This is a genomic window from Microbacterium sp. AC215, assembly GCF_979258645.1.
The window spans coordinates 1,384,387-1,410,447 of record NZ_OZ409869.1; the positions used below are offsets into that span (position 1 = coordinate 1,384,387).

General features: G+C 68.1%; 23 protein-coding genes. 13 read left to right on the top strand and 10 right to left on the bottom strand.

Annotated features, from left to right (window positions below; genetic code table 11):
- Window positions 1-49 precede the first annotated feature (49 nt).
- From ACZZZF_RS06910 to ACZZZF_RS06930, 5 genes are read left to right on the top strand one after another with little or no spacing between them, the layout of a single operon-like run.
- Window positions 50-1,357, top strand: a complete 1,308-nt coding sequence (locus ACZZZF_RS06910; RefSeq protein ID WP_072590886.1) for an ABC transporter substrate-binding protein — start codon at window positions 50-52, stop codon at window positions 1,355-1,357.
- A gap of 58 nt (window positions 1,358-1,415) precedes the next feature.
- Window positions 1,416-2,381: a carbohydrate ABC transporter permease gene (locus tag ACZZZF_RS06915; protein ID WP_157538122.1), complete on the top strand. Its 966-nt coding sequence runs from the start codon at window positions 1,416-1,418 to the stop codon at window positions 2,379-2,381.
- Window positions 2,381-3,268 carry a carbohydrate ABC transporter permease gene (locus tag ACZZZF_RS06920; RefSeq protein WP_463497718.1) on the top strand — a complete coding sequence of 296 codons (888 nt, stop codon included), beginning with the start codon at window positions 2,381-2,383 and terminating at the stop codon, window positions 3,266-3,268. Before ACZZZF_RS06915 ends, ACZZZF_RS06920 begins: the two co-directional genes overlap by 1 nt.
- Complete coding sequence (gene yicI / locus ACZZZF_RS06925) at window positions 3,268-5,502, top strand: alpha-xylosidase (protein WP_463497721.1); 2,235 nt, start codon at window positions 3,268-3,270, stop codon at window positions 5,500-5,502. The genes ACZZZF_RS06920 and yicI overlap by 1 nt, the downstream gene beginning before the upstream one ends.
- Window positions 5,499-6,932, top strand: a complete 1,434-nt coding sequence (locus ACZZZF_RS06930) for a GH1 family beta-glucosidase (RefSeq protein ID WP_363521970.1) — start codon at window positions 5,499-5,501, stop codon at window positions 6,930-6,932. The genes yicI and ACZZZF_RS06930 overlap by 4 nt, the downstream gene beginning before the upstream one ends.
- Window positions 6,933-6,986: 54 nt before the next feature.
- Here ACZZZF_RS06930 and ACZZZF_RS06935 read toward each other — a convergent pair whose 3' ends face one another.
- Window positions 6,987-7,790, bottom strand: a complete 804-nt coding sequence (locus ACZZZF_RS06935; protein WP_056277366.1) for a hypothetical protein — start codon at window positions 7,788-7,790, stop codon at window positions 6,987-6,989.
- Between the two features lie 300 nt (window positions 7,791-8,090).
- On the opposite strand from ACZZZF_RS06935, the gene ACZZZF_RS06940 reads away from it, so the two are divergent.
- Window positions 8,091-8,939, top strand: a complete 849-nt coding sequence (locus tag ACZZZF_RS06940; protein WP_463497723.1) for an endonuclease domain-containing protein — start codon at window positions 8,091-8,093, stop codon at window positions 8,937-8,939.
- 125 nt (window positions 8,940-9,064) lie between these two features.
- Here ACZZZF_RS06940 and ACZZZF_RS06945 read toward each other — a convergent pair whose 3' ends face one another.
- The 7 genes from ACZZZF_RS06945 to ACZZZF_RS06975 form a co-directional block, all read right to left on the bottom strand.
- Window positions 9,065-10,879, bottom strand: coding sequence for an ABC transporter ATP-binding protein (locus tag ACZZZF_RS06945; RefSeq protein WP_053099015.1), 1,815 nt, complete (start codon window positions 10,877-10,879; stop codon window positions 9,065-9,067).
- The gene (locus ACZZZF_RS06950; RefSeq protein WP_463497726.1) at window positions 10,876-12,807 is read right to left on the bottom strand and encodes an ABC transporter ATP-binding protein; all 1,932 of its coding nucleotides are present in this window, start codon (window positions 12,805-12,807) and stop codon (window positions 10,876-10,878) included. Before ACZZZF_RS06950 ends, ACZZZF_RS06945 begins: the two co-directional genes overlap by 4 nt.
- Before the next feature lie 271 nt (window positions 12,808-13,078).
- Window positions 13,079-13,576 (bottom strand): methylated-DNA--[protein]-cysteine S-methyltransferase, encoded by a 498-nt coding sequence (locus tag ACZZZF_RS06955; RefSeq protein ID WP_463497729.1) that lies wholly within the window; start codon window positions 13,574-13,576, stop codon window positions 13,079-13,081.
- Entirely contained in the window at window positions 13,573-15,072 is a 1,500-nt protein-coding gene (locus tag ACZZZF_RS06960) for a DNA-3-methyladenine glycosylase 2 family protein (RefSeq protein ID WP_463497732.1), read from the bottom strand. Before ACZZZF_RS06960 ends, ACZZZF_RS06955 begins: the two co-directional genes overlap by 4 nt.
- A 154-nt stretch (window positions 15,073-15,226) precedes the next feature.
- Window positions 15,227-16,834, bottom strand: a complete 1,608-nt coding sequence (purH, locus tag ACZZZF_RS06965; RefSeq protein ID WP_053099011.1) for a bifunctional phosphoribosylaminoimidazolecarboxamide formyltransferase/IMP cyclohydrolase — start codon at window positions 16,832-16,834, stop codon at window positions 15,227-15,229.
- 40 nt (window positions 16,835-16,874) lie between these two features.
- Window positions 16,875-17,462 carry a phosphoribosylglycinamide formyltransferase gene (gene purN, locus ACZZZF_RS06970; protein WP_056277354.1) on the bottom strand — a complete coding sequence of 196 codons (588 nt, stop codon included), beginning with the start codon at window positions 17,460-17,462 and terminating at the stop codon, window positions 16,875-16,877.
- A 43-nt stretch (window positions 17,463-17,505) separates the two neighbouring features.
- Window positions 17,506-18,900 carry a cell division protein PerM gene (locus ACZZZF_RS06975; RefSeq protein WP_400340474.1) on the bottom strand — a complete coding sequence of 465 codons (1,395 nt, stop codon included), beginning with the start codon at window positions 18,898-18,900 and terminating at the stop codon, window positions 17,506-17,508.
- Window positions 18,901-18,991: 91 nt separating this feature from the next.
- Between ACZZZF_RS06975 and ACZZZF_RS06980 the strand changes: the two genes are divergently transcribed.
- The gene (locus ACZZZF_RS06980; protein ID WP_053099008.1) at window positions 18,992-20,449 is read left to right on the top strand and encodes an NCS2 family permease; all 1,458 of its coding nucleotides are present in this window, start codon (window positions 18,992-18,994) and stop codon (window positions 20,447-20,449) included.
- Between the two features lie 138 nt (window positions 20,450-20,587).
- Here the strand turns inward: ACZZZF_RS06980 and sucD are convergent, their stop codons facing one another.
- Window positions 20,588-21,490, bottom strand: coding sequence for a succinate--CoA ligase subunit alpha (sucD, locus tag ACZZZF_RS06985; protein ID WP_056277351.1), 903 nt, complete (start codon window positions 21,488-21,490; stop codon window positions 20,588-20,590).
- A gap of 27 nt (window positions 21,491-21,517) precedes the next feature.
- Window positions 21,518-22,684 carry an ADP-forming succinate--CoA ligase subunit beta gene (sucC, locus tag ACZZZF_RS06990; protein ID WP_053099006.1) on the bottom strand — a complete coding sequence of 389 codons (1,167 nt, stop codon included), beginning with the start codon at window positions 22,682-22,684 and terminating at the stop codon, window positions 21,518-21,520.
- Between the two features lie 164 nt (window positions 22,685-22,848).
- Between sucC and ACZZZF_RS06995 the strand changes: the two genes are divergently transcribed.
- Genes ACZZZF_RS06995 through ACZZZF_RS07020 form a run of 6 tightly spaced genes read left to right on the top strand, consistent with a single transcriptional unit; the run spans window position 22,849 to window position 26,026 of the window.
- Window positions 22,849-23,262 (top strand): YbaB/EbfC family nucleoid-associated protein, encoded by a 414-nt coding sequence (locus ACZZZF_RS06995; protein WP_056277348.1) that lies wholly within the window; start codon window positions 22,849-22,851, stop codon window positions 23,260-23,262.
- Entirely contained in the window at window positions 23,262-23,591 is a 330-nt protein-coding gene (locus ACZZZF_RS07000) for a type VII secretion target (RefSeq protein WP_053099004.1), read from the top strand. The genes ACZZZF_RS06995 and ACZZZF_RS07000 overlap by 1 nt, the downstream gene beginning before the upstream one ends.
- Entirely contained in the window at window positions 23,588-25,048 is a 1,461-nt protein-coding gene (locus tag ACZZZF_RS07005) for a glycohydrolase toxin TNT-related protein (RefSeq protein ID WP_463497735.1), read from the top strand. The genes ACZZZF_RS07000 and ACZZZF_RS07005 overlap by 4 nt, the downstream gene beginning before the upstream one ends.
- The gene (locus ACZZZF_RS07010; protein ID WP_056277343.1) at window positions 25,045-25,329 is read left to right on the top strand and encodes a hypothetical protein; all 285 of its coding nucleotides are present in this window, start codon (window positions 25,045-25,047) and stop codon (window positions 25,327-25,329) included. Before ACZZZF_RS07005 ends, ACZZZF_RS07010 begins: the two co-directional genes overlap by 4 nt.
- Complete coding sequence (locus ACZZZF_RS07015) at window positions 25,326-25,769, top strand: glycohydrolase toxin TNT-related protein (RefSeq protein ID WP_072590867.1); 444 nt, start codon at window positions 25,326-25,328, stop codon at window positions 25,767-25,769. The genes ACZZZF_RS07010 and ACZZZF_RS07015 overlap by 4 nt, the downstream gene beginning before the upstream one ends.
- Window positions 25,766-26,026, top strand: a complete 261-nt coding sequence (locus ACZZZF_RS07020) for a hypothetical protein (protein ID WP_053099000.1) — start codon at window positions 25,766-25,768, stop codon at window positions 26,024-26,026. Before ACZZZF_RS07015 ends, ACZZZF_RS07020 begins: the two co-directional genes overlap by 4 nt.
- Window positions 26,027-26,061: the final 35 nt, after the last annotated feature.

Sequence of the window (26,061 nt, forward strand, 5' to 3'; positions counted from 1 at the left end):
ACCCACTGAAGTGTCCGGCCCCAGGGCCACCGAGAAAGGAGTGCCGACGATGGCACGCACCACCCGCAGGACGAAGACGTTGGCGGCTCTCGCCGCTCTCACCGCGACAGGCATCGCCCTGAGCGGATGCACCGCCGGTTCCGGCGACGAGGGGGGCGGCGGCGACACCCTCAAGCTCTGGCACTACGAGGGCGCCGACAGCGCGATGGGCAAGGCGTGGGCCGAGGCGATCGCGATCTTCGAGGAGGAGACCGGCGCGAAGGTCGAGTTCGAGGAGAAGTCCTTCGAGCAGATCCAGAAGACCGCCAGCCAGGTGCTCGACACGGACGCCGCCCCCGACCTCATGGAGTTCAACAAGGGCAACGCGACGGCCGGCTTCCTCGCCTCCACCGGCCTGATCGCCGACATCTCCGACGCCGTCGAGGAGTACGGGTGGGACGAGAAGCTCGCACCCTCTCTCCAGACCACCGCGAAGTACTCCGAAGACGGTGTGATGGGCGGTGACACGTGGTTCGGCGTCCCGAACTACGGCGAGTTCGTCGGCGTCTACTACAACCAGGACGCGTTCGCCGCGGCAGGGCTCGAGATCCCCACCACCTACGAGGAGTTCGTCGACGTGCTCGACGCGTTCGTCGCACAGGGAGTCACCCCTCTCGCCGAGGCCGGCGCGGAGTACCCGCTCGGACAGCTGTGGTATCAGCTCGCGCTGCTCGAGGGAGACCGCGACTTCGTCGACTCCTATCAGCTCTACGACGGAGAGGTCGATTGGCAGGGCCCGGAGGTCACCGCCGCCTCCGAGACGCTCCAGGACTACGTCGACAAGGGCTACATCGCCTCGGACGTCTCATCGGTCAAGGCCGAGGACGCCGGTGTCTCGTTCATCAACGGCACCTCGCCGATCTTCGTCTCGGGCTCCTGGTGGTTCGGACGCTTCGTCTCGGAGGCCACCGGCTTCGATTGGACGATGACGGCGTTCCCTGGAGCGGATCTCTCGCTCGGCTCGTCCGGCAACCTGTGGGTCGTCCCCGAGAACGCCGCGAACAAGGAGCTCGCGTACGAGTTCATCGACATCACGATGCGGCCCGAGATCCAGGCGATCATCGGCAACAACGGCGGCCTCCCCGTCGCGGCAGACACCGCTGACATCACCGATGAGAAGAGCGCGGCCCTGATCGAGACGTTCAACGGCGTGCTCGACGCCGACGGACTCTCGTTCTACCCCGACTGGCCCGCCCCCGGCTTCTACGACGTGATCGTCCAGGAGCTCCAGGGTCTGATCACCGGCACGCAGGACGCCGAGACGACCAACACCAACCTCGGCGAGCAGTACGACGAGGGCACGGCCGAATTCCGTTGATCCACCTGCGGGGGCGGCGACCGCACGTCGCCGCCCCCGCATCCTCCTGGAGATGAACATGTCACTCGTCACCCGCCGCGAGGGCCGCACGAAGCTGCCGCCCGAAGAGCCGTCGATCCCGCAGCGCAGCGGTGGGACCGGCGCCTACTGGATGTACCTGCTCCCGGGCTTCGTCCTGCTCCTCGTCGTCGTCATCGTCCCGCTGATCTGGAACGTGTATCTGACCTTCACGAAGTGGAAGGGCGTCCGCACACCGGAGTTCATCGGTCTCGAGAACTGGCAGAAGATCCTCACCGACAGCGACTTCTGGACCTCGTTCACGAACTCGGTGTGGATGATCATCGCCATGGTCGTGGTGCCCACGATCGTCGGTCTCATCGTCGCCGCCCTTCTCTTCGACGTCGTCGGACGCAAGTTCGGCGGCAAGGTGGGCAGCTTCCTGCGGGCGACGTACTACCTTCCCCAGATCCTCCCGATCGCCGTCGCCGGCATCGTGATCGGCTGGATCGTCCGGCCGGGTGGCGACGGTGCACTGAACCAGATCCTCGGATGGTTCGGCATCCCCGCCTACGACTGGCTCGGCCAGATGCCCTCGGCCCTCATCGTGCTGATGGTCGTCATGGTGTGGGTGCAGCTCGGCTACCCCGTGGTCGTCTTCATGGCTGCGCTGCAGCGCGTCGACCCTGAGCTCTACGAAGCCGCCGAACTCGACGGGGCGAACTGGTTCCAGCGATTCTCGGCGATCACGATGAGCATCATCCGCCCGGAGATCTTCGTCGTCACTCTGACCTGCACGATCGCGGCGCTCAAGGTCTTCGGCCCCGTCTACATCATCACCCGCGGCGGCCCCGCCGGCGCCACCCTGGTGCCCGCGTACTACGCCTACCAGGAGTTCTTCACGAAGCGGAACGTCGGCTACGGCGCGACCATCGCCACCGTGCTGACCATCGTCGTGGTGATCGTGTCGATCATCTTCATCCGCGTGCAGAACTCGCTCGAGCGCAAGGAAAGGGCGGGTCTCTGATGCACGCCACCACCGCCATCGTCACCGGCAAGCCGGCCACCAGCCGTCCGCGCGGCGGCATGACCAAGAAGCGTCCGATCGACTGGCTCATGCTCACCCTCGTCGTGATCGGCGCGCTGCTGATCATCGCGCCGTTCTACCTCGTGCTGGTCAACTCGTTCAAGTCGCCGGTCGACTACGCGACGTCGGGTCCGCTGGCGTTCCCCGAGACCCTCGACTTCGGCGGGATCATCAAGTTCTGGGAGAGGGTGAACTTCCCCGAGAAGGTCTGGAACTCGCTCTTCATCGCTGGCGTGGTCTCCGTCCTCGCCGTGGTCATCTCGATGCTCAACGCCTTCGCGATCGGCATCGGGCGAGTCCGCGGACGCAGCTGGATCGTGCTGCTCTTCCTGCTCGCGAACCTGCTGCCCCAGGAGGCCCTCCTCTACCCGCTCTACTACATGTTCAAGTCCGTCGGCCTGTACGACAACGTGTGGTCGGTGATCATCGTCTTCACCGTGATCCAGGCGGCGTTCGGCACGTATCTGCTGTCGTCGGTCTACGGGACGTTCCCGAAGGAGATCCTCGAGGCGGCGTCCCTCGACGGCGCGAGCCGCTGGCAGATCCTGTGGCGGGTCGTCTTCCCGATCAGCCGTCCGACCCTGTCGGTGCTGCTCATCTTCTTCTTCATCTGGACGTGGAACGAGTTCCTGATCCCGCTGACCTTCCTCGCGTCGAACGCCAACCAGACGGTCCCCGTGGCGATCAGCGTGCTGCAGGGCGACCGGCTCATGGACGTCACGACGACGAGCGCGTCCGCGCTGCTCGGCATCATCCCCACGCTCATCTTCTTCCTCATCTTCCAGCGCACCCTCACGCGCGGCATCACGGCAGGAGCAGTCAAGTAATGAAGTTCACCGACGGGTTCTGGCAACTGCGTCCAGGGGTCACCGCGCTGTACGCGCAGGAGGCCTATGACATCGCCGAGACCACCGACACCCCCGACGGGCGAGGGATCGTCATCACGGCGCCCACCATGGTGATCGCCAAGCGCGGCGACACCCTGAACCGTCCCGTGCTCACGACCACGCTCTCCTCTCCCGCCGAAGGGGTGGTGCGCGTGCGCATCGCGCACCACGAAGGCGGCCGCTGGCACGGCGGATTCGGCCTCCCCGGCGCAGGAGCGGGGGCCGCCTCCGTGTCCGTGAGCGAGGCGGGCGGCGTCCTGGATGCCGGTTCGCTCGTGGCGCGGATCACCCACGGTGCGCCGTGGGGCCTGTCCTTCGAGGTCGACGGCAGGCGTGTGACCGGAAGCGGGCACAAGGCCCAGGGCTACGTCCGGCTCGCTCCGGACGCGCAGGTGGATGCCGGAATCGTCGACAACGCCCGCCAGGGCGGCTCGACCCCCGGCGGATCCGTCTTCGTGCACGAGCAGCTCGACCTCGGAGTGGGCGAGCTCATCTACGGACTCGGCGAGCGCTTCGGCCCGCTGGTGAAGAACGGCCAGTCGGTCGACATCTGGAACGCCGACGGCGGGACCTCGAGCGAGCAGGCGTACAAGAGCATCCCGTTCCATGTGTCGAACCGCGGGTACGGGGTTCTCGTGAACGATCCGGGTCACGTGTCGTACGAGATCGGCTCGGAATCGGTCGAGCGCGTGCAGTTCTCGGTCTCGGGCGAGGTGCTCGAGTACTTCGTCATCGCCGGTCCGACGCCGAAGGAGGTGCTCTCGCGCTACACCGCTCTCACCGGACGGCCGCCGGTGGTTCCCGCCTGGTCATACGGGCTCTGGCTGTCGACGAGCTTCACGACCGACTACGACGAGCAGACCGTCAACTCGTTCATCGACGAGATGGCGGCGCGGGAGCTGCCGGTGTCGGTGTTCCATTTCGACTGCTTCTGGATGCGGGAGTTCAACTGGACCGACTTCGTCTGGGATTCGCGGGTGTTCCCCGATCCCGAGGGCATGCTGTCGCGACTGCACGACAAGGACCTGCGCGTCTGCGTCTGGATCAACCCCTACATCGCCCAGCGCTCCCCGCTGTTCCGCGAGGCCGCCGATCAGGGCTTCCTCGTGCAGCGCCCCGACGGATCGGTCTGGCAGTGGGACCTGTGGCAGGCGGGTATGGGTCTCGTGGACTTCACGAACCCCGAGGCCACCGCCTGGTACCAGTCGAAGCTCCGCGGGTTGATCGACCAGGGCGTGGACTGCTTCAAGACCGACTTCGGCGAGCGCATCCCGACCGAGGTCGTCTGGGCCGACGGCTCCGACCCCGAGCGCATGCACAACCTGTACACCGATCTCTACAATCGCGCGGTGCACGATGTGCTCGTCGACGCCCGCGGCGCGGATGACGCCGTGCTGTTCGCGCGCTCTGCCACGGCGGGCGGACAGAGCATGCCGGTGCACTGGGGCGGGGATTCCACCTCGACCTATGCGTCGATGGCCGAGACCCTGCGCGGAGGGCTGTCGCTGGCGCTCAGCGGCTTCGCCTTCTGGAGTCACGACATCGGGGGCTTCGAGGGCACTCCGGATGCCGGGGTCTTCAAACGCTGGACGGCGTTCGGCCTGCTCGGCTCGCACTCCCGCTTCCACGGCTCGAGTTCGTACCGGGTGCCGTGGGCCTTCGACGAGGAGGCCGTCGACGTGACGAGGCGCTTCACCCACCTCAAGATGCAGCTCATGCCCTACCTCTATCAGCAGGGCATCATCGCCTCGAGGACCGGGCTGCCGGTGATGCGTCCGATGCAGCTGGAGTTCCCGGACGACCCGGCCGTCGGCTACCTCGACCGGCAGTACATGCTGGGCTCTGACCTGCTCGTCGCGCCGGTCTTCTCGGAGGACGGAACGGTGGAGTTCTATCTCCCGGAGGGCGAGTGGACGTCGCTGCTGACCGGAGAGACGGTCGCGGGCGGCGGATGGCGCCGGGAGACCCATGCCTTCGATTCACTGCCGCTGTACGTGCGCCCCGGCACCGCGCTCCCCTGGGGCGCCCGCACCGATCGGCCGGACTACGACTATCACGACGGCCTGCGACTGCGCGTGTTCCCCGGCGGATCGGGGTCGACGACGGTGACGGTCACGAGCCCCGACGGCCGTGAGAAGATCTACGAAACCGACCTGACGGAGGTGACCCGGTGACTCTCTCCCCCGCCGATGACTACCGCGGATCCGGACTCGTCCTCCCCGAGGGCTTCACGTTCGGATCGGCGACCGCCGCGTACCAGATCGAGGGTGCGGCAGACGAGGACGGCAGGACGCCGTCGATCTGGGACACGTTCAGCCGAACGCCGGGCAAGGTGTGGAACGGCGACACCGGCGATGTGGCCTGCGATCACTACCATCGCGTCGATGAGGACCTCGACCTGATGTCGGATCTCGGACTGCAGGCCTACCGATTCTCGATCGCCTGGCCGCGCATCGTCCCTGCGGCAGACGGACGAGTCAATCAGGCGGGCATCGACTTCTACTCGCGTCTCGTCGACGGACTCCTCGAGCGCGGCATCCGCCCCGTGGCGACGCTCTACCACTGGGATCTTCCGCAGTACCTCGAGGATGCGGGCGGGTGGACCTCTCGCGCCACGACCGATGCCTTCGAGCGATACGCGTCGATCGTGGGCGCAGCACTGGGCGACCGGGTGCACACCTGGACCACGCTCAACGAGCCCTGGTGCTCCGCCTATCTGGGCTACGGTCAGGGCGGTCACGCGCCGGGTCGGCACGAGCCCGCCTCCGCGCTGTCGGCCGTGCACCACCTGAACCTCGCGCACGGGCGCGCCATCCAGGCGCTCCGGGCGACGTCGACCGGTGACCCGGACTACTCGGTGACGTTGAACTTCCATGTCCTGCGGGGCGTCGGCGACGGCGCTGACGAGGCCATGCGCCGGATCGACGGTCTCGCGAATCGCGCCTTCACCCACCCGATGCTGCGCGGCGAGTACCCCGCAGACCTCCTCGACGACACGGCATCGGTCACCGACTGGTCGTTCGTGCAGGATGGCGACCTCGCCACGATCAACCAGCCGATCGACGTCCTCGGGGTCAACTACTACTCGACGGCGACCGTCCGCCTGTGGGACGGGGTGTCGGAGAAGCAGCAGAACGACGGGCACAAGGGCACGGCCGGAGGCACGGCGTGGCCGGGCAGCGATCAGCTGGTCGAGTTCGTCGAGCAGCCGGGGCCGTACACGGCGATGGGATGGAACATCGCGCCCGAGGGACTGGAGGAGCTGCTCGTCTCGCTGTCGGAGCAGTTCCCGTCGCAGCCGCTCATGGTCACCGAGAACGGGGCGGCGTTCGACGACGAGGTGGCTGAGGACGGCTCCGTCCCCGATCCCGAGCGCACCGACTACCTGCGCAGGCACTTCACGGCCGCTCATCGTGCGATCCAGCGCGGTGTCGACCTGCGCGGCTACTTCGTGTGGTCGCTCCTCGACAACTTCGAGTGGGGCTACGGCTATGCCAAGAGATTCGGCATCGTGCGCGTGGACTTCGACTCGCTCGAACGCACCGTCAAGGACTCGGGGCACTGGTATCGACAGCTGATCGCCTCACGGACGATCGGCGCCTGAGGCACCGCACTCACGTGAGCATCGAGCGCCGTCTTCGCCCTGCGGAGGCGGCGCTCAGCGCTTGTCCGGGCGTTTGCGTTCGTTCCACGCGGCGAACGCCGATGCGGCGGCACCGGCGGCACGGTCGATCGCCTCGGCCGACCGACTGATCACATCCTGCGCGGCATCCTGCCAGGTGGACGATGCCGAGGACGCCTCTCCCGCGTGCACCCGAGCGGCGTGCTCGGCCGCTTCGAAGGCCCGCTCGAGATCGGCGACGGCGTCGCGGTACGCGGCGAAGTCCGCCGCGCTGACCCTTCCGGTGGCGGCGCGGCGCATCTCGACCGCGTGCGCTGCCGCGCGCAGATACGCCGCGGTCGCCGGCTGTCGGACGTCGGTCATCTCCGGGTAGGCGATCTGCAGCCCCGGATCGGTCTCGTAGCTCATCCAGCGCGCGACGATCGCCTCGTGCTGCGCCTGAAGCCTCTCCAGGGGGCGTGGTGCGGATGCCGGCGGAATCGCCGCACGGGCGGCGTTCAGGCGCACCTGCTTGGCGCGGACGTCGGCGGACGCGGCTTTGGCGTCGTTCTCCTTCGCCCGCAGCATCCGTTTGGCACCCGCGACCTGCTCCGGGGTCGCACGCCGCGCGCTGCGTTCGGCCGAGATGCGTGCGACGTCGGCGCGCGCCAGCTTGACGGCCATCCGCCTCTCGACCGCCGTCTGCCTGGCGGCTTTGAGATCATGCCGAGCCGCGTCGTACTCGAGTCGGCGTCCGCTCTTGATGCTGCGGCGACGCAGCCCGACCGCGCCGGCTGCGACACCCCCGGCTGCGGCGGGCGCGATCCACCACAACTCGACGGCGAGCAGCAGCGGATCCATACCTCGATGGTACCCAGAGCCAAGGCTCGTGTCCCTTCCCCCTCTCCCCCTTTCCCCTCCTCCTGTCCCCCTCCTCCTGTCCCTCTCCCCCCTCCCCTCCTCCCTCGTGTCTCCCTCCCCACATCTGCGGCTTTGGTCATCTTCTGCGGCCAGGGCCGAAGCTCACGGCCGCAGAAGCTCACCCGAGCCGCCGAAGTGGAGGGCGTGACTGCCCCTCCACATCCCGCTTCGGCAGTCGGTTCTCCTCAGGATGCGGGTAGCCGGCTTTCGAGGAGGTGGGCGGGGCGGCATCCTGAGGCGATGGACCTGAGGGAATGGCTCACTGCGCGAGGCGGCATCGCCCACCGATCGGACGCTGCCGAACACGGTTTCGCCCCGAGACAGGTTCGTGGGGCGATCCGCTCCGGAGCAGTGCGCCGCCTGCGCGCTCAGTGGGTGGCCCTGGCATCGGCGCCCGACGACCTGGTGGCGGCTGCCGCGGCATCCGCGCGGCTGACCTGCGTGTCGCTCGCACGTCGTCGCGGGTGGTGGGTGCCGGATCGAGCGCCGGGCGGTCTGCACCTGCAGGTCGGGCCCAATGCGCACCGCCACCGAGATGACGCGACCCTGCATTGGGGCGCGCCGCTCGTCGACTGCGGCCCGCGGCGACTCACGGCGTCCGTCGAAGACGCTTTGGCGCACATCGCCGGCTGCTGCCTCCACGAGGACGCACGGGTGATCTGGGAGTCGGCCGTCCGCATCGAGCGGCTCGACGTCGAAGCTCTTCGACTGGTGGAATGGCGTGAGCCGCGGTCGCGCGCACTGGCCGCGGAGGTCATCGGACTGTCGGACTCCGGCCTGGAGACGATGGTGGTCGTACGGCTCAGTGGTTGGGGTGTGCCCCTGCGCCAGCAGGTCCGGCTCGCGGGTCGCCGGGTCGACATCGTGATCGGCTCGCACCTGGTCGTGCAGATCGACGGATACGCACATCACTCCTCGTCGGCGCAGCGGGGATCCGATGTCGCCCATGATGCCGAGCTGCGCCTGCGCGGGTACACCGTGTTGCGCCTGTCCTATGCGCAGATCGTGCACGGGTGGGAAGACGTCGAGCGCACTCTGCAGGCCGCGATCGCGCGGGGGTTGCATCTTCCACCCCGTCAGCGCCGATGATGGCCAACGGTTCGTGCGGCCACAGTGACCTTCTGCGGCCACGACTTCTCGTCGTGGCCGCAGAAGTGCGCCCTGGCCGCAGAAGACGCGGAGGGCGACAGCAGTCGCGCTCGCTCAGGCGACGGTCACACCAGCGTCTGCTGCCAGGCGGCGTGCAACTGAGCGAACTTGCCCGTGCCGCTGATGAGGGTCTCCGGGGTGTCGTCCTCGATGATCTTGCCGTGCTCCATCACGAGCACCCGGTCGGCGATCGCGACCGTCGACAGCCGGTGCGCGATGATGATCGCCGTGCGGTCCTTGAGGAGCGTCTGCAGCGCATCCTGGATCAGACGTTCCGAGGGGATGTCGAGCGACGCGGTCGCCTCGTCGAGGATCAGCACCGCAGGGTCCGCGAGGAATGCCCGCGCGAACGAGATCAGCTGACGCTGCCCCGCCGACACCCGGCCACCCCGCTTGTTGACGTCGGTGCCGTATCCGTCGGGCAGCGACGAGATGAACTCGTCTGCCCCGACCGCGCGGGCAGCCGCACGGATCTCATCCAGCGAGGCATCGGGCTTTCCGAGAGCGATGTTGTCGGCGACCGTGCCGCTGAACAGGTAGGCCTCCTGCGTGACCATCACGATGGCGCGACGCAGGTCCTTCGGATGCAGGCTGCGCAGGTCGACTCCATCGAGCGTGACCGTGCCGATCGACGGGTCGTAGAACCGGGAGATCAGCTTCGCCAGAGTGGACTTCCCCGCGCCCGTGGTACCCACCAGCGCGATCGTCTGCCCGGCAGGGATGTCGAGCGAGAAGTTCGGCAGGATGGTCTTCTCGCCGTTGTATCCGAACGTGACCTCGTCGAACCGCACGTGTCCGCGCGACTCCCACAGGTCGACCGGCTTCTCGGGATCCGGAACCGTCGGCACCTCTTCGAGCACTCCAGACACCTTCTCCAGGGCCGCGGTGGCGGACTGGTAGGAGTTCAGGAACATCGCGATCTCCTGCATCGGCGCGAAGAAGTTGCGCACGTACAGCACGGCCGACAGCAGCACGCCGACGGTGAGGGTCTCGTTCGAGACCCTGATGCCGCCCCACAGCACGACGATTCCGAGCACGAGCGCCGCGACGCCCATCAGGCCGGGCTCGAACGTGCCGAACAGCAGCATCGAGCGTCGGTTGACGTCCCGGTAGTCGCCGGCGATCTTCTGGAAGGTCACGTCGTTGCGAGGCTCCTTGCGGAAGGCCTTGACGGCACGGATGCCGGTCATGGTCTCGACGAACTGCACGATGACCTTCGCGCTGATGACGCGCGACTCACGGTAGACGAGCTGCGAGCGCGAGTAGAACCAGCGCATCAGGAAGAACAGGGGTACGCCGCCGATCGCGAGGATGAGCCCGGACTGCCAGTCCCACACGCACAGCGCGATGAAGGTGAACAGGCCGAACAGCACGCCGGAGACGAGCTCGTTCAGCCCGCCGTCGAGCAGCTCCTTGATCGAGTCGAGGTCGCTCGTCTGACGCGAGATGATGCGACCGGAGGTGTAGGACTCGTGGAACTCCAGGCTGAGGCGCTGGGTGTGCAGGAAGATCCGCTTGCGGAGGTCGAGCAGCACCGCCTGCGTGAGCTTGGCCGCGATGATCACGTACCAGGCGATCATCGCCGCCGCGACGGCGCCGGCGAGGAGGTAGATCCCGCCGATCATGAAGGTCGGCATCCAATCGGCGCGCTCGAGCACGGCGGGCAGGGCACGGTCGAGACCGATGCTGATGAGGATCGGTCCCGCGACCTGGAGCGCCGTCGAGATGACGAGAACGATGGCCGCCAGAGTGATCTGCGGCTTCAGCGGACGCACGAGCGATCCCAGCAGTCGGAGCGACCGGCGACGGATGGCCCGGCTCTCCTCCTTGGTGTAGCTGGAGCGGTCTTCGTCCTGGGTTCCGGTGATCGCGGAGCTCATCGCTGCACCTCCTTCTCGGTGATGATGTCTTCGTCGGCGGCGTCCTGGCGGATCCCGTCCTGCACGACGGCGTCGATCTCGTCTTCCTCATCGCGGATGATCGGGATCGCGCCGGTGCGCGCCGCCTCCTCAGCCTCGAGGCTGGAGATGACGTGACGGTAGTGACGACTCGTCTTCAGCAGCTCGCTGTGCGTCCCGACGGCGGTGACTCGGCCCGATTCGAGCAGCGCGACCCGGTCGGCCAGAGCCACGGTCGAGGGCCTGTGCGCCACGATCATGGCGGTTGTATCGGCCAGCACGTGCCGCAGCGCCTCTTCGACGAGAGCCTCGGTGTCGACGTCGAGCGCCGACAACGGGTCATCGAGCACGAGCACCTTCGGCTTGGCGGCGACCGCCCTGGCCAGTGCGAGACGCTGACGCTGTCCGCCGGACAGGCTCAACCCTTCCTCGCCGATGACGGTCTCGACCCCCTCGGGGAGCGAGTCCACGAAAGAGGCCTGTGCCACGTCGAGCGCTTCGCGCAGCACTCGTTCGGCTTCGTCGCTGTGCACGTCGAGATCGGCCCGTCCGAGCAGGACGTTCTCGCGCACGGTGGCCGAGAACAGCGTGGCGTCCTCGAACGCCATCGCGATGTGCTGACGCAGCTCGGCGAGCGGCAGGTCGCGCACGTCGACGCCGTCGAGCGTCACGCGCCCGCCGGTGACGTCGTAGAGGCGCGTGGGCAGGGTGGTCAGGGTGGTCTTGCCGCTGCCGGTCAGCCCCACGAGCGCCATGGTCTCGCCCGGGCGCAGCACGAGATCGATGCCGTCGAGCAGATCGCGCTCGTTCGCGCCCGCGTCCTGGTACCGGAAGTGCGCCTTGTCGAATGCGAGCTCGCCACGGGGTTCCGCGATGTGCACGGGGTTCTCGGGGTCGGTGATGCTGTTCGTCTCGGAGTAGATGTCGAACACGCGATCGGTCGCCGTGCGGGCGTCGAGCATGAACGAGAACAGGAACCCGATCGATTCGATCGGCCAGCGGAGCACGACGGCCATGGCGAAGAACGCGAACAGCTGAGCCTCGTCGATCTGTCCCTGCGAGATCAGCCAGATGCCGGACATCAAGCTCAGCCCGAACGCGATCTGCGGCATGAGATCGAGCCAGAACCAGATCGACGCGATCGCGCCGGCCTTGCTCATCTCGGTCTCACGCAGCGTCTCGGCCTGGCGGCTGAAGCGGCTCAGAGCGTGCTTGCCCCGACCGAACGCCTTGAGCACGCGGATGCCGTGCACGCTCTCCTCGACGCTGGTGGCGAGGTCGCCGGCCTGGTCCTGGCTGCGGCGAGTGAGCGCGCCGTAACGCTTCTCGAAGAGGTAGCCGCGGATCCAGAGCGGAATGGCGGTGACGATGAAGATCACTCCCAGCAGCCAGTGCCAGCGGAACAGGAGCACGGATCCGATGATGATGGTCAGGACGTTGACCACCAGCAGGACGAGGCCGAAGGCCAGCCACCGGCGGATCAGGCCGATGTCCTGCATCATCCGGCTCAGCAGCTGCCCCGACTGCCAGCGGTCATGGAAGGAGACCGGCAGCGTCTGCAGGCGCGAGTAGAGCTCGGTGCGCATCTTGTACTCGACCTGTGTTGCGGGGTTGAGCACGAACTGGCGGCGCAGCCAGACCATGAGCGCCTCACCCAGCGCGAGGCCGAAGACCGCGAGCGCACCCCAGGCGATCGCATCGATCGCGCCCGTCCGCACAGGACCGCGGATGATCTGCTCGAGGACGATGGGAATCATCAGTGCGATGATCGCGGCGACGAGCGCGCTCGCAGCGCCTCCCGCGAGCCGCCAGATGACGGGCTCGACGAAAGGCTTCAGGCGCCACAGTGCGGCCGGTGTGGAAAGGGAGGAGGAAGGGGAGGCGTTCTGCGATGAAGGCGAGGAAGACATGTCTCTCAGACGAGTTTCGTATGGGGAAGCGGTTGCTGAAGGCGGCAGACGCAGCGAAGGACTCTCGGAGTCCGGCATCCGGTGGTCGTGCGTGTCGGAAAGTGGCTCTAGCGGAGCGGGCGCACCGGGGTCGAGCCGAGAGCGGCGATCTGCACAGCGGCGATCGATGTCATGGTGTCCTCCTCAGGGGCTCGGCTATGTCGTCCCGGTCGGTGCGACAGCCCACCAGCCTATTCCTGTGAACAAGCTGAGCACAAGAGAGATTCCCGATTCATGCCCGCGCGGCTTCTCGCTCCAGCAGGCTCGCCTTGACGTCGAGGCCCCAGGCGAACCCGCCGAGGGTGCCATCCGATCGCAGCACACGGTGGCACGGCACGAACAGCGCGGGGGCGTTGCGGGCGCAGATCGATGCCGCGGCGCGCACCGCACGGGGGTTGCCGAGCCGCGCTGCGAACGAGGTGTAGGTCAGCGGCTCCCCCGGCTCGATCGACCTCAGCGCCGACCATCCTGTGAGCTGGAGCGCCGTGCCCGTCTGCTTCACGGCGACCGCGTCGATCGCCGAGAGGTCCCCGGCATAGAACGAGAGCGCAGCGGCAGCCGCGTCCGTCTCGCCCTCGCGCACCTCCGTCGGCCGCACCGGGACAGCGAGCCGTGCGAGGACCGTCGCCTGGTCGGCCGTCCATCCAGAGGCGAGCACCCGCTGACGATCGTCGGCGAGGATGGTGAACGGTCCGTCAAGCGTCTCGACGGTCTGGATGATGGCGTTCATGAGGTCTCCTTCACAAGGGCGGTGGTCTGTCTCGCGCTCGGCCGTCGAACCGGACGTGCGGGCGCTGCGCGCCAGAGGTGAGCACTGAGATAACTGCGCCACGGGGCAGCCCGCTCGGCCCACGCGACCAGCGGCAGCGGATCCGCCGGCAGTCCGGACGCGGCGGCCCCCGCACGAAGTGCGACGTCGCCGGGGAGCAGCACGTCGGGGTCGCCCAGCACCCGCATCCGCACGTAGTCGGCCGTCCAGGGGCCGATGCCGGGCATCGCGAGCAGGGCAGAGCGCTGCTCGACTCCGTCGTCGCCGACCGTGAGAGCGAGGCTGCCGTCGGCGAGGGCCGTGGCTGCGCCGACGATCGCCCTGATGCGGGCGGCCGGTCCGCGCAGCACCGAGGCCCCGTGCTCGGCGATCGCCGCCATCGTCGGGAAGAGCAGCCCCTGCTCCGTGCGCTCCCCCAGCGCGTCGGCGAGCGCGGTGAGGGCAGTGCGCGCGGCGACGACGGTGATCTGCTGACCGACCATGGCACGGATCAGCATCTCGTGCGGATCCGCCGAGCCCGGCACGCGGATGCCCGGAGTGCGCGCGACCAGCGGAGCGATCTCGGGGTGGGCGCTCAGCGCCTCGTCGACCGCGAGAGGGTCGGCGTCGAGGTCGAAGATCCGTCGCACGGTCGACACCAGCGGAGCGAGGTCGCCGAGCTGAGCGACGCGCGCCCGAAGGTGCAGTCGCTGCGTCGAGTCCTGATGCACTTCGAACCACGCGGGCCCGCCCGCCATACGCAGGTGCCGAGAGAAAGATGTGGTCGCGGCCTCTTCGACCCCCGATACCGCACGCGCAGCCATCCACTGGAAGATTCCGGACGCATCGAGCGGCCCGCGGTACGGGAGGACGAGGTCGATCGCACCGGGAGCAGCGGACGCCGGGGTCTTCCGTCGAGCCCTGAGCTCGCCCGGAGTCAGAGTGAACACCTCGCGGATCGTGTCGTTGCACTGCCGAATGCTCGCGAAACCGGCCGAGAAAGCGACATCCGAGATCTGCATGTCCGTGCCCACCAGCAGCATGCGCGCCGTGTGCGCGCGATGCGCCCGCGCGAGGGCGAGCGGACCTGCCCCCAGCTCGGTCGAGAGCAGTCGGGTCAGGTGCCGTGTCGAATAGCCGAGACGCACGGCGAGACCCGACACTCCCTCGCGCTCGACGACGCCCGAGGCGATGAGACGCATCGCCCGCGCCGCGACGTCACTGCGCAGGTCCCACGCAGGCGAGCCCGGGGCAGCTTCGGGCAGACAGCGCTTGCACGCCCGGAAGCCCGCCTCGTGCGCCGCTGCGCTGGTGGGATAGAAGGTGACGTTCTGCGGCTTGGGCGTGCGCGCGGGGCAGCTCGGACGGCAGTAGATCCCGGTAGAGCGCACGGCGGTCACGAACTGCCCGTCGAAGCGGGTGTCACGCGCGCTGATCGCACGGTATCGCTCATCGAAGTCGGTCACGGGGAAGCTCATGCCTCCACTCTGCCACCGCCCTCCGACATCGACTGGCGGAAATCGGACATCACGGTGGACATCGGGATCGGCCGCATCATCCGACGACGAGACCCCTCGCACCTGCATCGGCGCGAGGGGTCTCGGATGTGCCTGGGCCTCAGGGCCGCCGCACTCAGTGGAAGAAGTGACGCTCCCCGGTGAAGAACATCGTGACGCCGGCCTTGCGTGCGGCGTCGACGACCTCTTCATCGCGCACCGAGCCACCGGGCTGCACGATCGCGGTGACGCCCGCGTCGATGAGCACCTGCGCACCGTCGGCGAACGGGAAGAAGGCATCGGAGGCAGCGACAGAACCGGCTGCACGATCACCGGCTCGCTCGACCGCGAGGCGGCACGAGTCGACACGGTTGACCTGACCCATGCCGACACCGACCGTGGCGTTGTCCTTCGCGAGCACGATCGCGTTCGACTTGACGGCGCGGCACGCCTTCCACGCGAAGATGAGGTTCTCCATCTCCTCGTCGCTGGGGCGCTCGCCCGAGACGAGCTCCCAGTTCTTGGCGACCGAGACGATGTCGTCGGGGAAGCGATCGGCATCCTGCAGCAGAAGTCCTCCCGAGACGAGGCGCACATCCATGCGCTCCTGCTGCCAGTCCTCCGGCAGCTGCAGCAGACGCAGGTTCTTCTTCGCCTTGAACACCTCGAGGGCTGCGGGTTCGAACGACGGCGCGACGATGACCTCGGTGAAGATGTCCTTCAGATTCTCGGCCATCTTGAGGGTGACGGTGCCGTTCGCGGCGATCACTCCCCCGTAGGCCGACACCGGATCGCACTCGTGGGCGCGGATGTGCGCGCTCGCGATCGGGTCGAGGGCGTTCGGTGCGGTCGTGGCGATGCCGCACGGGTTCGCGTGCTTGATGATCGCGACGGCCGGCTTCACCATGTCGTAGGCGGCGCGCAGCGCGGCATCCGCGTCGACGTAGTTGTTGTACGACATCTCCTTGCCCTGCAGCTGCGTCGCCTGGGCGATGCCGTGGCCGCCGACACGGGTGTAGATCGCGCCGCGCTGGTGCGAGTTCTCGCCGTAGCGCAGCGTCGCCAGCAGCTCGGCCTGGATCGTCAGGTGCGTCGGCAGGTCCTCGCCCTCGCCGAGCGTGCCCTCCGCGAACCATGAGGCCACCGCGGTGTCGTAGGCGGCGGTGTGGGCGAAGGCGCGGGCCGCAAGCTCGCGGCGCTGGGTCAGCGTGGTGCCGCCGTTCTCGATGGCGCTGATGATGCCCGGGTACGACTGCGGCGAGACGACGATCGCGACGTTCGCGTGGTTCTTGGCCGCGGCGCGCACCATGGCGGGGCCGCCGATGTCGATCTGCTCGACCACGTCGTCGCCCTCAGCACCGGAGGCGACCGTCTCGACGAAGGGATACAGGTTCACGACGACGAGCTCGAACGGCGCGATGTCGAGATCCGCGAGCTGACGTTCGTGATCCTCGAGGCGCAGGTCCGCGAGCAGACCGCCGTGGATCTTCGGGTGCAGCGTCTTCACACGACCGTCGAGCATCTCGGCGACTCCCGTGACGGCGGCGACGTCGGTGACCTCGAAGCCCGCCTCGCGGATCGTGGAGGCCGTCGAGCCGGTCGAGACGATCTGCACGCCCGCGCCGGCGAGAGCGGCGGCGAGATCGAGCAGACCGGACTTGTCGCTCACCGAGACGAGTGCGCGGCGAACCGGGACGGTGTCGCGATCGCGGTACAGCGAGTGGTCGTGGCGGGGGCCGGCCATGATGGGCTCCTTCGTGCGAGGGGGGCGTGCGTGGATCGGTTCAGGATGCTGAGGTCAGCGAGAGCTCACCGGTCGCGATGCGGCGCACCACGTCGATGAGAAGTCGGCGCTCGACGGGCTTGATGCGCTCGTGGAGGCTGTGCTCGGTGTCACCGGCGACGACCGGCACGCGCTCCTGCGCGAGGATCGGGCCGGTGTCGACGCCGTCGTCGACGACGATCACGCTCGCGCCGGTCTCCGAGACGCCCGCGGCGAGCGCGTCGCGCACTCCGTGTGCGCCGGGGAACTCGGGCAGGTATGCGGGATGCGTGTTGATCAGTCGTGGCGAGAGGTCGGCGACGAGGGCGGCAGGAAGCAGACGCATCAGGCCGCTGAGCACGACGAGGTCTGCGTTCCAGACGGCGAGCTGGCGGCCGAGCTCTTCGCCCCAGGCTTCGCGCGATTCGTGCTCGTGCCACGGAACCGTGAAGCTCGGGATGCCGAACTCCTCGGCGTGAGCCAGGCCGTCGGCTTCGCGGTCGGCGCCGACGACCACCACCCGCGCAGGGAAATCGGGGTGGCGAGCAGCCTCGAGGAGGGCGCGAAGGTTCGAGCCGGTGCCCGAGATGAGAACGGCGACCGTGAGCACGCGCCCAGTCTACCGGGGCCGATGGGAGGCCCCGAGCCGCATGTCAGCCGACGGGATCGCGCGGATCGCGCCGCGGGAGCCGGAATCCGCCCGCGTCATCCAGCGGCGCCGTGTCATAGGTCGACGGTCCGTCCGGCCAGCCGACCGTTCCGTCGCTGGGATCCGTGCGTGCGTTCGACACCGCATCGGATGCCGTCATCTCGGCGACCCAGCGGTCGGTGCGCTCTTCCGCGAGCTCATCGCGATTGCGGGGCGACAGGAGCAGGATCGCTGCGCCGAGCAGGACCTCTCCCCCCAGCGCGAGAGCGAACGGCAGCGGGGCAGGCCCGGCTTCGGAGAGCCGCCCCGGCCCCATCGACCCTCCGGCGAACAGGGCGGCGATCGCGGCGACAGCGGCGGTCAGCACGCCGATCCCGATGGCGATCGTCGCACGGGGGGCGAGGCCGAGCGGCGTGCCCTCCCAGACGAGGCGGGACCGGACCGCCCATCCGGCGAAGGCACCGGCGCCGATCGGGAGGATGATGACGATGAGCATCCAGATCGACGTGCTCTCGGGAAGCAGCCCGAGCACGGGGATTCCGGGGACCACGCCGAGCTGGGTGCCCGCCGGGGACACCGCTGTGCCGACCCCCACGGCGAATCCGGGTCCGGCGAGCCAGGAGGCCGCCCAGACGATGATGGTGGGCAGATAGGCGAGATGCCCGAGAGTGATGACTCCGGCGCCGAGCGCATCGACCCGCGCCGCCTGGAAGAGGGCCACCATCTCGCCGCCTCGTGCCGCCGTGAGCACGGCGACAGCAACTGCGGAGACCGCGGTGGTCCCCACGACGGCGAAGGCCGCTCCGCGCACGGCCGCACTCGGAACCGGCCCCCAATCGCCCCACGAGTCGACGACGTCGTGGATCCGGTCGAGGAAGCCGCCGTCACCGTCCTCCCAGGCGATGCGGACGGCACCGCACACGGCGCCCACGAGATAGACGGCTGTCGGAAGCAGGATCGCCTCGACGACGGGCGTCTCGACGGCTCCGAGATGGGCGGTCAGTGCGACTCCGGTCGCGATCGCCGCGAACGTGAGGGAGCCGGAGAGCGAGCCGAGGAGCCAGGCCCCCGCGCGCGCGGCGCGGGTGCCGGAGCGGGCTGCGAAGAGCAGCGTGAAGATCAGGAACGCGAGCGGTGTCACCGAGAGCGTGAAGGCGGCGGCCGCCGGTGCGATGCCCGTCGTGCGGAGCACCTCGGTCGATACGTCGATGCTCAGCGGCACGCCGTGGCCGAACTGCCACAGGGTGCCGGTGAGCGGCCAGAGCGCTCCCCAGTCGGCCGTGACGCCGAACGAGAGCGTCCAGAGCAGGGTGAGCGGCGCCAGCAGGACCACGAGACCGACCGCCGCAGCGATTGCGGCATCGAAGGCGGCGAGGAGCGCGACGAGGAGGCGTTGCATATCGAATCGAGACTACGACGAGAACCCTGTCGTCGCCTGTGGGCGCGCGCGACTCGGGCGACACGATATCGTCTCCAGCGGAGGTTTCCCGATGACAACTGCCCCGTCCCCCACCCGCTCAGAGGCCCAACCCAAGAACGCCCTCGACCGCTTCTTCGAGATCAGCAAGCGCGGATCCACGATCGGCACCGAGATCCGAGGGGGCCTGGTGACCTTCGTCACGATGGCCTACATCGTGATCCTCAACCCGATCATCCTGTCCGGCTCGGCCGACGTCGCCGGCGACACGCTCGATTTCAGCGCCGTCGGCGCCGCCACCGCGTTGACCGCCGGCATCATGACGATCCTGTTCGGTCTCATCACCCGCCTGCCGTTCGGCTTCGCCGCCGGCCTCGGCATCAACGCCTTCGTGGCCTTCTCGGTCGTCGGTCAGGTCACCTGGCCCGAGGCGATGGCTCTCGTGATGATCAACGGTCTCGTCATCGTGCTTCTCGCGGCGACCGGCCTGCGCAAGATGATCTTCGACGCGGTTCCGTTCCAGCTGAAGATCGCGATCACGGTCGGAATCGGCCTGTTCATCGCCTTCATCGGGTTCGTGAACTCCGGCTTCGTCACCGCGACCGGCAGCGCATCTCCGCCGGTCGGTCTCGGCGTCGGCGGATCGGTCGCGACCGTGCCCACCGTGCTGTTCATCGTCACGCTCATCGTCACCGGCATCCTGGTCGCGCGCAAGGTCAAGGGCGGGCTGCTCATCGGCCTCGTCACCGGCACCGTCCTCGCGGTGATCGTCGAGGCGATCTGGCATCTCGGAGCCGCATCCGACGACAACGCGGGCGGCTGGGGGCTCACGGTTCCGACTCTCACGGGATCGCCGTTCGGTCTGCCCGACCTGAGCCTGGTCGGCGCGGTCGACTTCAGCTTTGACTTCAGCAAGGTGAGCCTGGTCGCGATCGTGATGATCGTCTTCACCCTCGTCTTCTCGAACTTCTTCGACGCCATGGGCACCATGACCGGTCTCGCCAAGGAGGCCGACCTCGCGAACGAGAACGGCGACTTCCCGCGCATCAAGTCGGCGCTGGTCGTCGAAGGTGTCGGCGCGATCGTCGGTGGTGGTACGTCCTCGTCGTCGAGCACCGTTTTCATCGAGTCCGGAGCGGGTATCGGCGAGGGTGCGCGCACCGGATTCGCCAACCTGATCACGGGTGGCATGTTCCTGCTCGCGATGTTCCTCACGCCGCTCACCTCGATCGTCCCGACCGAGATCGCGGCCGCCGCGCTCGTGATCGTCGGCGCGATGATGATGGCGCAGATCAAGTACATCGACCTCACGGAGTTCGACGTGCTGCTGCCCGTGTTCCTGACCGTGACCGTGATGCCGCTGACCTACTCGATCGCCAACGGAATCGGCGCCGGCTTCGTCAGTTGGGTGCTCATCCAGGCGTTCTCCGGTAAGGCCCGCAAGATCAGCCCGCTGCTGTGGATCGTCGCCGTCGGCTTCGTGATCTTCTTCGCCCGAGGTCCCATCGAGGCGCTCTTCGGCGTCGCCTGAGCGACGACGAACAACACGAAGGGCGGATGCTGCGGCATCCGCCCTTCGTCGTCCCTACGCACATGGCGTGTCGAAAGCGTCCGGGCATAGAAGAAGGCCCCGGAGTGGAGTCCAGGGCCTTCTCCTACAGTCTAGCGCTTACAGCGACTCGACGATCTCACGCATGAGTGCGGCCGTCTCGGACGGCGTCTTGCCGACCTTGACCCCGGCGGCCTCGAGGGCCTCCTTCTTCGCCTGGGCGGTGCCCGCGGAGCCCGACACGATCGCGCCGGCGTGGCCCATGGTCTTGCCCTCGGGAGCCGTGAAGCCCGCGACGTAGCCGACGACCGGCTTGGTGACGTGCGCCTTGATGTAGTCGGCCGCGCGCTCTTCGGCGTCGCCGCCGATCTCACCGATCATCACGATCGCCTTGGTCTCGGGGTCGGCCTCGAACGCGGCGAGCGCGTCGATGTGCGTCGTGCCGATGACGGGGTCGCCGCCGATGCCGATGGCCGTCGAGAAGCCCAGGTCGCGCAGCTCGAACATCATCTGGTACGTCAGTGTGCCCGACTTCGACACGAGCCCGATCGGTCCCTTTCCGGTGATGTTCGCCGGCGTGATGCCGACGAGCGCCTCACCGGGGGTGATGATCCCGGGGCAGTTCGGTCCGATGATGCGAGTCGTGTTGCCCTTGCTCTGGGCGTAAGCCCAGGCCTCTGCCGAGTCGCCGACGGGGACACCCTCGGTGATCACGACGAGCAGCGGGATCTCGGCATCGATGGCCTCGATCATCGCGTCCTTGGTGAAGGCGCCGGGCACGAAGGCGATCGACACATCGGCGCCGGTCTCCTTCATGGCCTCGGCGACCGAGCCGAAGACGGGGAGCTCGACGGCGTTGCCGTCCTTGTCGGTGTGCGCGACCGTGGTGCCGGCCTTGCGTGCGTTCACGCCGCCGACGACCTGGGTGCCGGCCTTCAGCATGAGCGCCGTGTGCTTGGTGCCCTCGCCGCCGGTGATGCCCTGGACGATGACCTTGGAATCCTTGTTGAGGTAGATCGACATTTCTCTAGTCCTTGTGTCTCTCTGCGATCAGGCGTTGGCGAGTTCGGCGGCCTTGTCGGCGCCTTCGTCCATGGTGCTGGCGAGCGTGACGAGCGGGTGCGCGTACTCGGCGAGGATCGCACGACCCTCGTCGACGCGGTTGCCGTCGAGGCGCACGACCAGCGGCTTGGACGCCGTGGAGCCGAGCGTCTCGAGTGCGCCCTTGATGCCGTTGGCGACGGCGTCGCACGCCGTGATGCCGCCGAAGACATTGACGAACACGCTCTTGACCTGCGGGTCGCCCAGGATGACGTCGAGGCCTGCGGCCATGACCTCTGCCGAGGCGCCGCCGCCGATGTCGAGGAAGTTCGCGGGCTTGACGCCGTTGTGGTTCTCGCCGGCGTAGGCGACCACGTCGAGCGTCGACATGACGAGACCTGCGCCGTTGCCGATGATGCCGACCTCGCCGTCGAGCTTGACGTAGTTCAGACCGCTCTTCTTGGCCTTCGCCTCGAGCGGGTCCGCTGCGTCCTTGTCCTCGAGCGCCTCGTGCTCGGGGTGGCGGATCTCGGAGGCGTTGTCGTCGAGCGTGACCTTGCCGTCGAGGGCGATGATGTCGCCCTCTTCGGTGCGGACCAGCGGGTTGACCTCGACGAGAGTCGCGTCCTCGCCCTTGTAGACGTCGAAGAGCTTGACGAACACGTCGGAGACCTTCTCGATGAGGTCCTCCGGGAAGTTGGCGGCGCGAGCGATCTCGACGGCCTTCTCCTTGTCGATGCCGGTCAGCGGGTTGACCTCGACGCGCGCGAGCGCCTCGGGACGCTCGACCGCGAGCTCCTCGATCTCCATGCCGCCCTCGACCGAGCAGAGGCTCAGGTACGAGCGGTTGGCACGGTCGAGCAGCACGGAGAAGTAGAACTCCTCAGCGATGCGGGCACCCTGCGCGACCATGACGCGCTTGACGATGTGGCCCTTGATGTCGAGACCGAGGATGGCCTTGGCCGCCTCGTACGCCTCGTCGGGGGTCTTGGCGACCTTGACGCCGCCGGCCTTGCCACGACCACCGGTCTTGACCTGGGCCTTGACGACGACGACGCCGCCGATCTTCTCAGCGGCTGCCTTCACCTCCTCAGGGGTGTCGGCGACGATGCCGGCGAGGACCGGCACTCCGTACTTCTCGAAAACGTCTCGTGCCTGGTACTCGTACAGATCCACTGTGCTTCCTTCACTGGGCTGCGGCCTGGAATTCTCTCGATGTCGAGACATCGATCAATCCCCCAGCCTACTACCGCCGCCTGAGCGCCCCTACGTCCGCAGAGCGCGGGCGACGAGCCGATGTCGTCCGGTAGCATTCTTGTGCGTTGAATCAGGGGGAGACAATGACGGACACGTTCGACTGGTCGGATCCGATCGCCACACGGGCCCGCATCGAGCAGCAGGTCAGAGACGCAGAGCGCCGCGCGGCACAGGCCGAGCAGGTGCGCGACGACATCGCTGCCGTGCGTGAGCGGGCGACGTCGCCTGGCCGTGATGTCGCGGTCACGGTGGACTCCTCCGGTCGGCTCGCCGAGGTCACGCTCACGGATGCCGCATACGACCGATCCCCCGCAGCGCTGGGCGCTCTGATCGTCTCCCTCGCCGGAGATGCGCAGCGCGCGGCCGGCGCGAAGGCCGTCGAGATCGCCGCCGAGGCGTTCGGCGCGGACGACGCAGCCGTCGAGCACCTGCGTGAAGAGATCGCTCAGCTCCCCGACCCGAGTCAGGACGGCCAGCCACGGATCGAGTACCGCTGATGGCGGAGCTGATCGCGGTAGACACCGAGACGGTGCGCAGGCACGCGCAGCGCGTCGGCCAGATCGCGTCGGATGTGAGGCTCGCCGAGAACGCCGCCGGGTCGATGAACGTCGGCGGCGGGGCGTTCGGGGTGATGTGCGCATTCCTGGTTCCGCCTGCGCAACTCGTCTCGTCGATCGCCATCGGCGCGATCTCCGCCGCGGCGACCATGCTCGAGCAGTCCGAGGAACAGCTCAAAGGTCTCGCCGATGACTTCGATGAGGGCGAGCAGCGACAGCTCGACACGATCAGCGGTCTGATGGCATCGGTCGAGGGCGGCGTCCGATGACGCCGCCGAACCCGCTGGTGGCCGGACCGATCGATCCGACGACGCCGTTCAGCGGCGCAGGGCTGCTCGAGGACGGCTATGAGCTCGTCAACGCCATCGAGAGCGGAGACTGGGTGGCCGGAGGCCTCGCATCGTTCTCCGCCCTGGCGAACACCGTCGCGACGGCGATGGATCCGCTCGGATCGCTGATCGCGGCGGGTCTGGGCTGGCTCATGGACCATCTCGAGCCGCTCAAAGGCTGGCTCAACGACCTGACCGGCGACGCCGGTGAAGTCGCCGGATTCGCCGCGACGTGGGGCAACATCGCCCAGCATCTGCAGCAGGCGGGCGAGACCCTCGATTCCCGACTCGCCGACGTGAGCTCGATGTCGGGCGAGGCGATCGCCGCGTACCTCCGACTCCAGGCGGACGTCGCCGCTCATATCTCCGCCGCGGGCGCGTGGGCGGGCGGCATGAAGACCGGCATGGAAGCGGCATCCATGCTCGTCCAGGTCGTTCATGAGCTCGTGCGCGACACGCTCTCGCAGCTCGTGGGCTCGCTGATCTCCTACGCGAGCACGCTGGTCATCTCACTCGGCACCGCCACCCCATATGTCATCGCGCAGGCGACGAGCCGCGTCTCGGCGATGACCGCCCGGATCTCCGGCACGGTGCTCAAGCTCGTCGACGCCGTCACGGCTCTCGCCAAGCACCTGGACGAACTCAAGGCGCTCTTCCAGCGCCTCGGAGACCTCTTCTCGCGCGGTCCGGGCGGCGGAAACGCTCCCTCCGGTCCCGGAGCACCGCACAGCCCGAACGGCACACCTCCCCACACCCCGCCCGACGGCACGACGCCGGACGGGCCCGCCTCGCCCGGTCCCAGCGTGCGCGACCAGAGCATGCTCACCGACGAGCAGCTCCAGACATATCTCGAGCGCAACTACCCGCAGTACGCCGACGACTTCGCCGACACCGGCACGCTCCCACCCGACGTGCAGATCCCCAAGGGGCCTGAGGTCCTTCAGCCGGATGGCAGCATCGACTGGAGCCAGGTGCCCGGCGGCGGGTACGTGCTGGATGCCAACGACAATCCGATCCGACAGCCGCACACGCCGCAGCCCGGTGACGTGCTCGACCGCTACGGTCCCCCCGACGGTCGATACACCTCACCGGTGCCGGATGACGGGCCGTACACGTACGACCAGCGTTCCCTGCCCTACGTCGAGAATCCCGCGCATTACCACCGCTACGAGGTCATCGGCGATCTGTCCGATCTGCGTGGTGCGTTCGACAGCGCCCCTCAGCACGTCAAGGACGAACTCCTGGCGGGCGGTCTCAAGCCCGAATACCTCGGTTCACAGGGGTACCAGGGAGACATCGCGCCCGGATTCGGCTCGCCGGGCGGCGGCTCCCAGGTGCAGCTTCCGCTCACCGCGGAGCAGCTCATCGCGCTAGGCCTGCTTAAGGAGATCCCATGACGAACCTCACCGCCGCCGACGCACAGCGCATCATCCAGGACGAACAGCTCACCGCCACCGCGAACTGGTTCGGGCGCACCGGCCGTCGCGAACGGTCGGCATGGATCGATCGCGACGGCGATGAGTGGATCGTGTGGGACACCGACGAGCGCGGCGACCGGTTCTTCGGCCCGTCGCGCTTCTCCTCCGAAGCCGAGGCTCTCGACCAGTTCCTGCGGATGGCACGGTCGCACAAGGCAGCGGATTCCACCGCTGTGCGACGGATCGGGGACTCCGCATGACCGAGGTCTGGATCGGCCCCGACGGCCGCGCCCTCACTCGCGAGCCCGTGCCGGCCGGCGCGGAGGTCTGGGACATGTACGGCCCCGTGAACACCCGCTACGTCTACCTCGTCGAGAACGGGCAGCCCGCTGCGTATCCTGAGCGCTCGCTCCCCTGGGTCGAGAATCCGTCGGCGTACCACCAGTTCATCGTCATCGGCGATTGCGTACACGTCCGTGCCGCATACGAGCGATCCGGCGATGCCGCGCTTCGCCGCGACCTGGATGATCTCGTGGACATCGGCTACTACCGCTGGGACGAGCCCATCTACAGCGGCAGGGTGGCTCCCGCATTCGGCGAACCCGGCGGCGCCACCCAGCTCGTGCTGCCCCTGCCGCTCTCGTTCTATCTGCGACTCGGACTCGTGCGCGAACTGAGCGTCCCTGGAGGACTGGCATGAACCGTGACACCGTGCTCGCCGACCTCCGCGCACGCGGCCATGCCGGGTACTCGCTCTTCGAGGACCCGCGCGGCAAGCCGAACGTCATCGTCCTGACCTTCGGCAGGAACGGTTTCCAGACCTGGATCCAAGACGAACGCGCACAACCCATCGCCGGTTCGCTCCGCGCCTTCGACGCGGAATCCGAGGCCCTCGCCGACTTCACCCACCGGGTGGAGATCTGGAACCGCGTCAGCGGCGTCCGTCCGACGGCATAGACGGCCACGCCTCCGTCCGGTCGCAACGGCCTCAC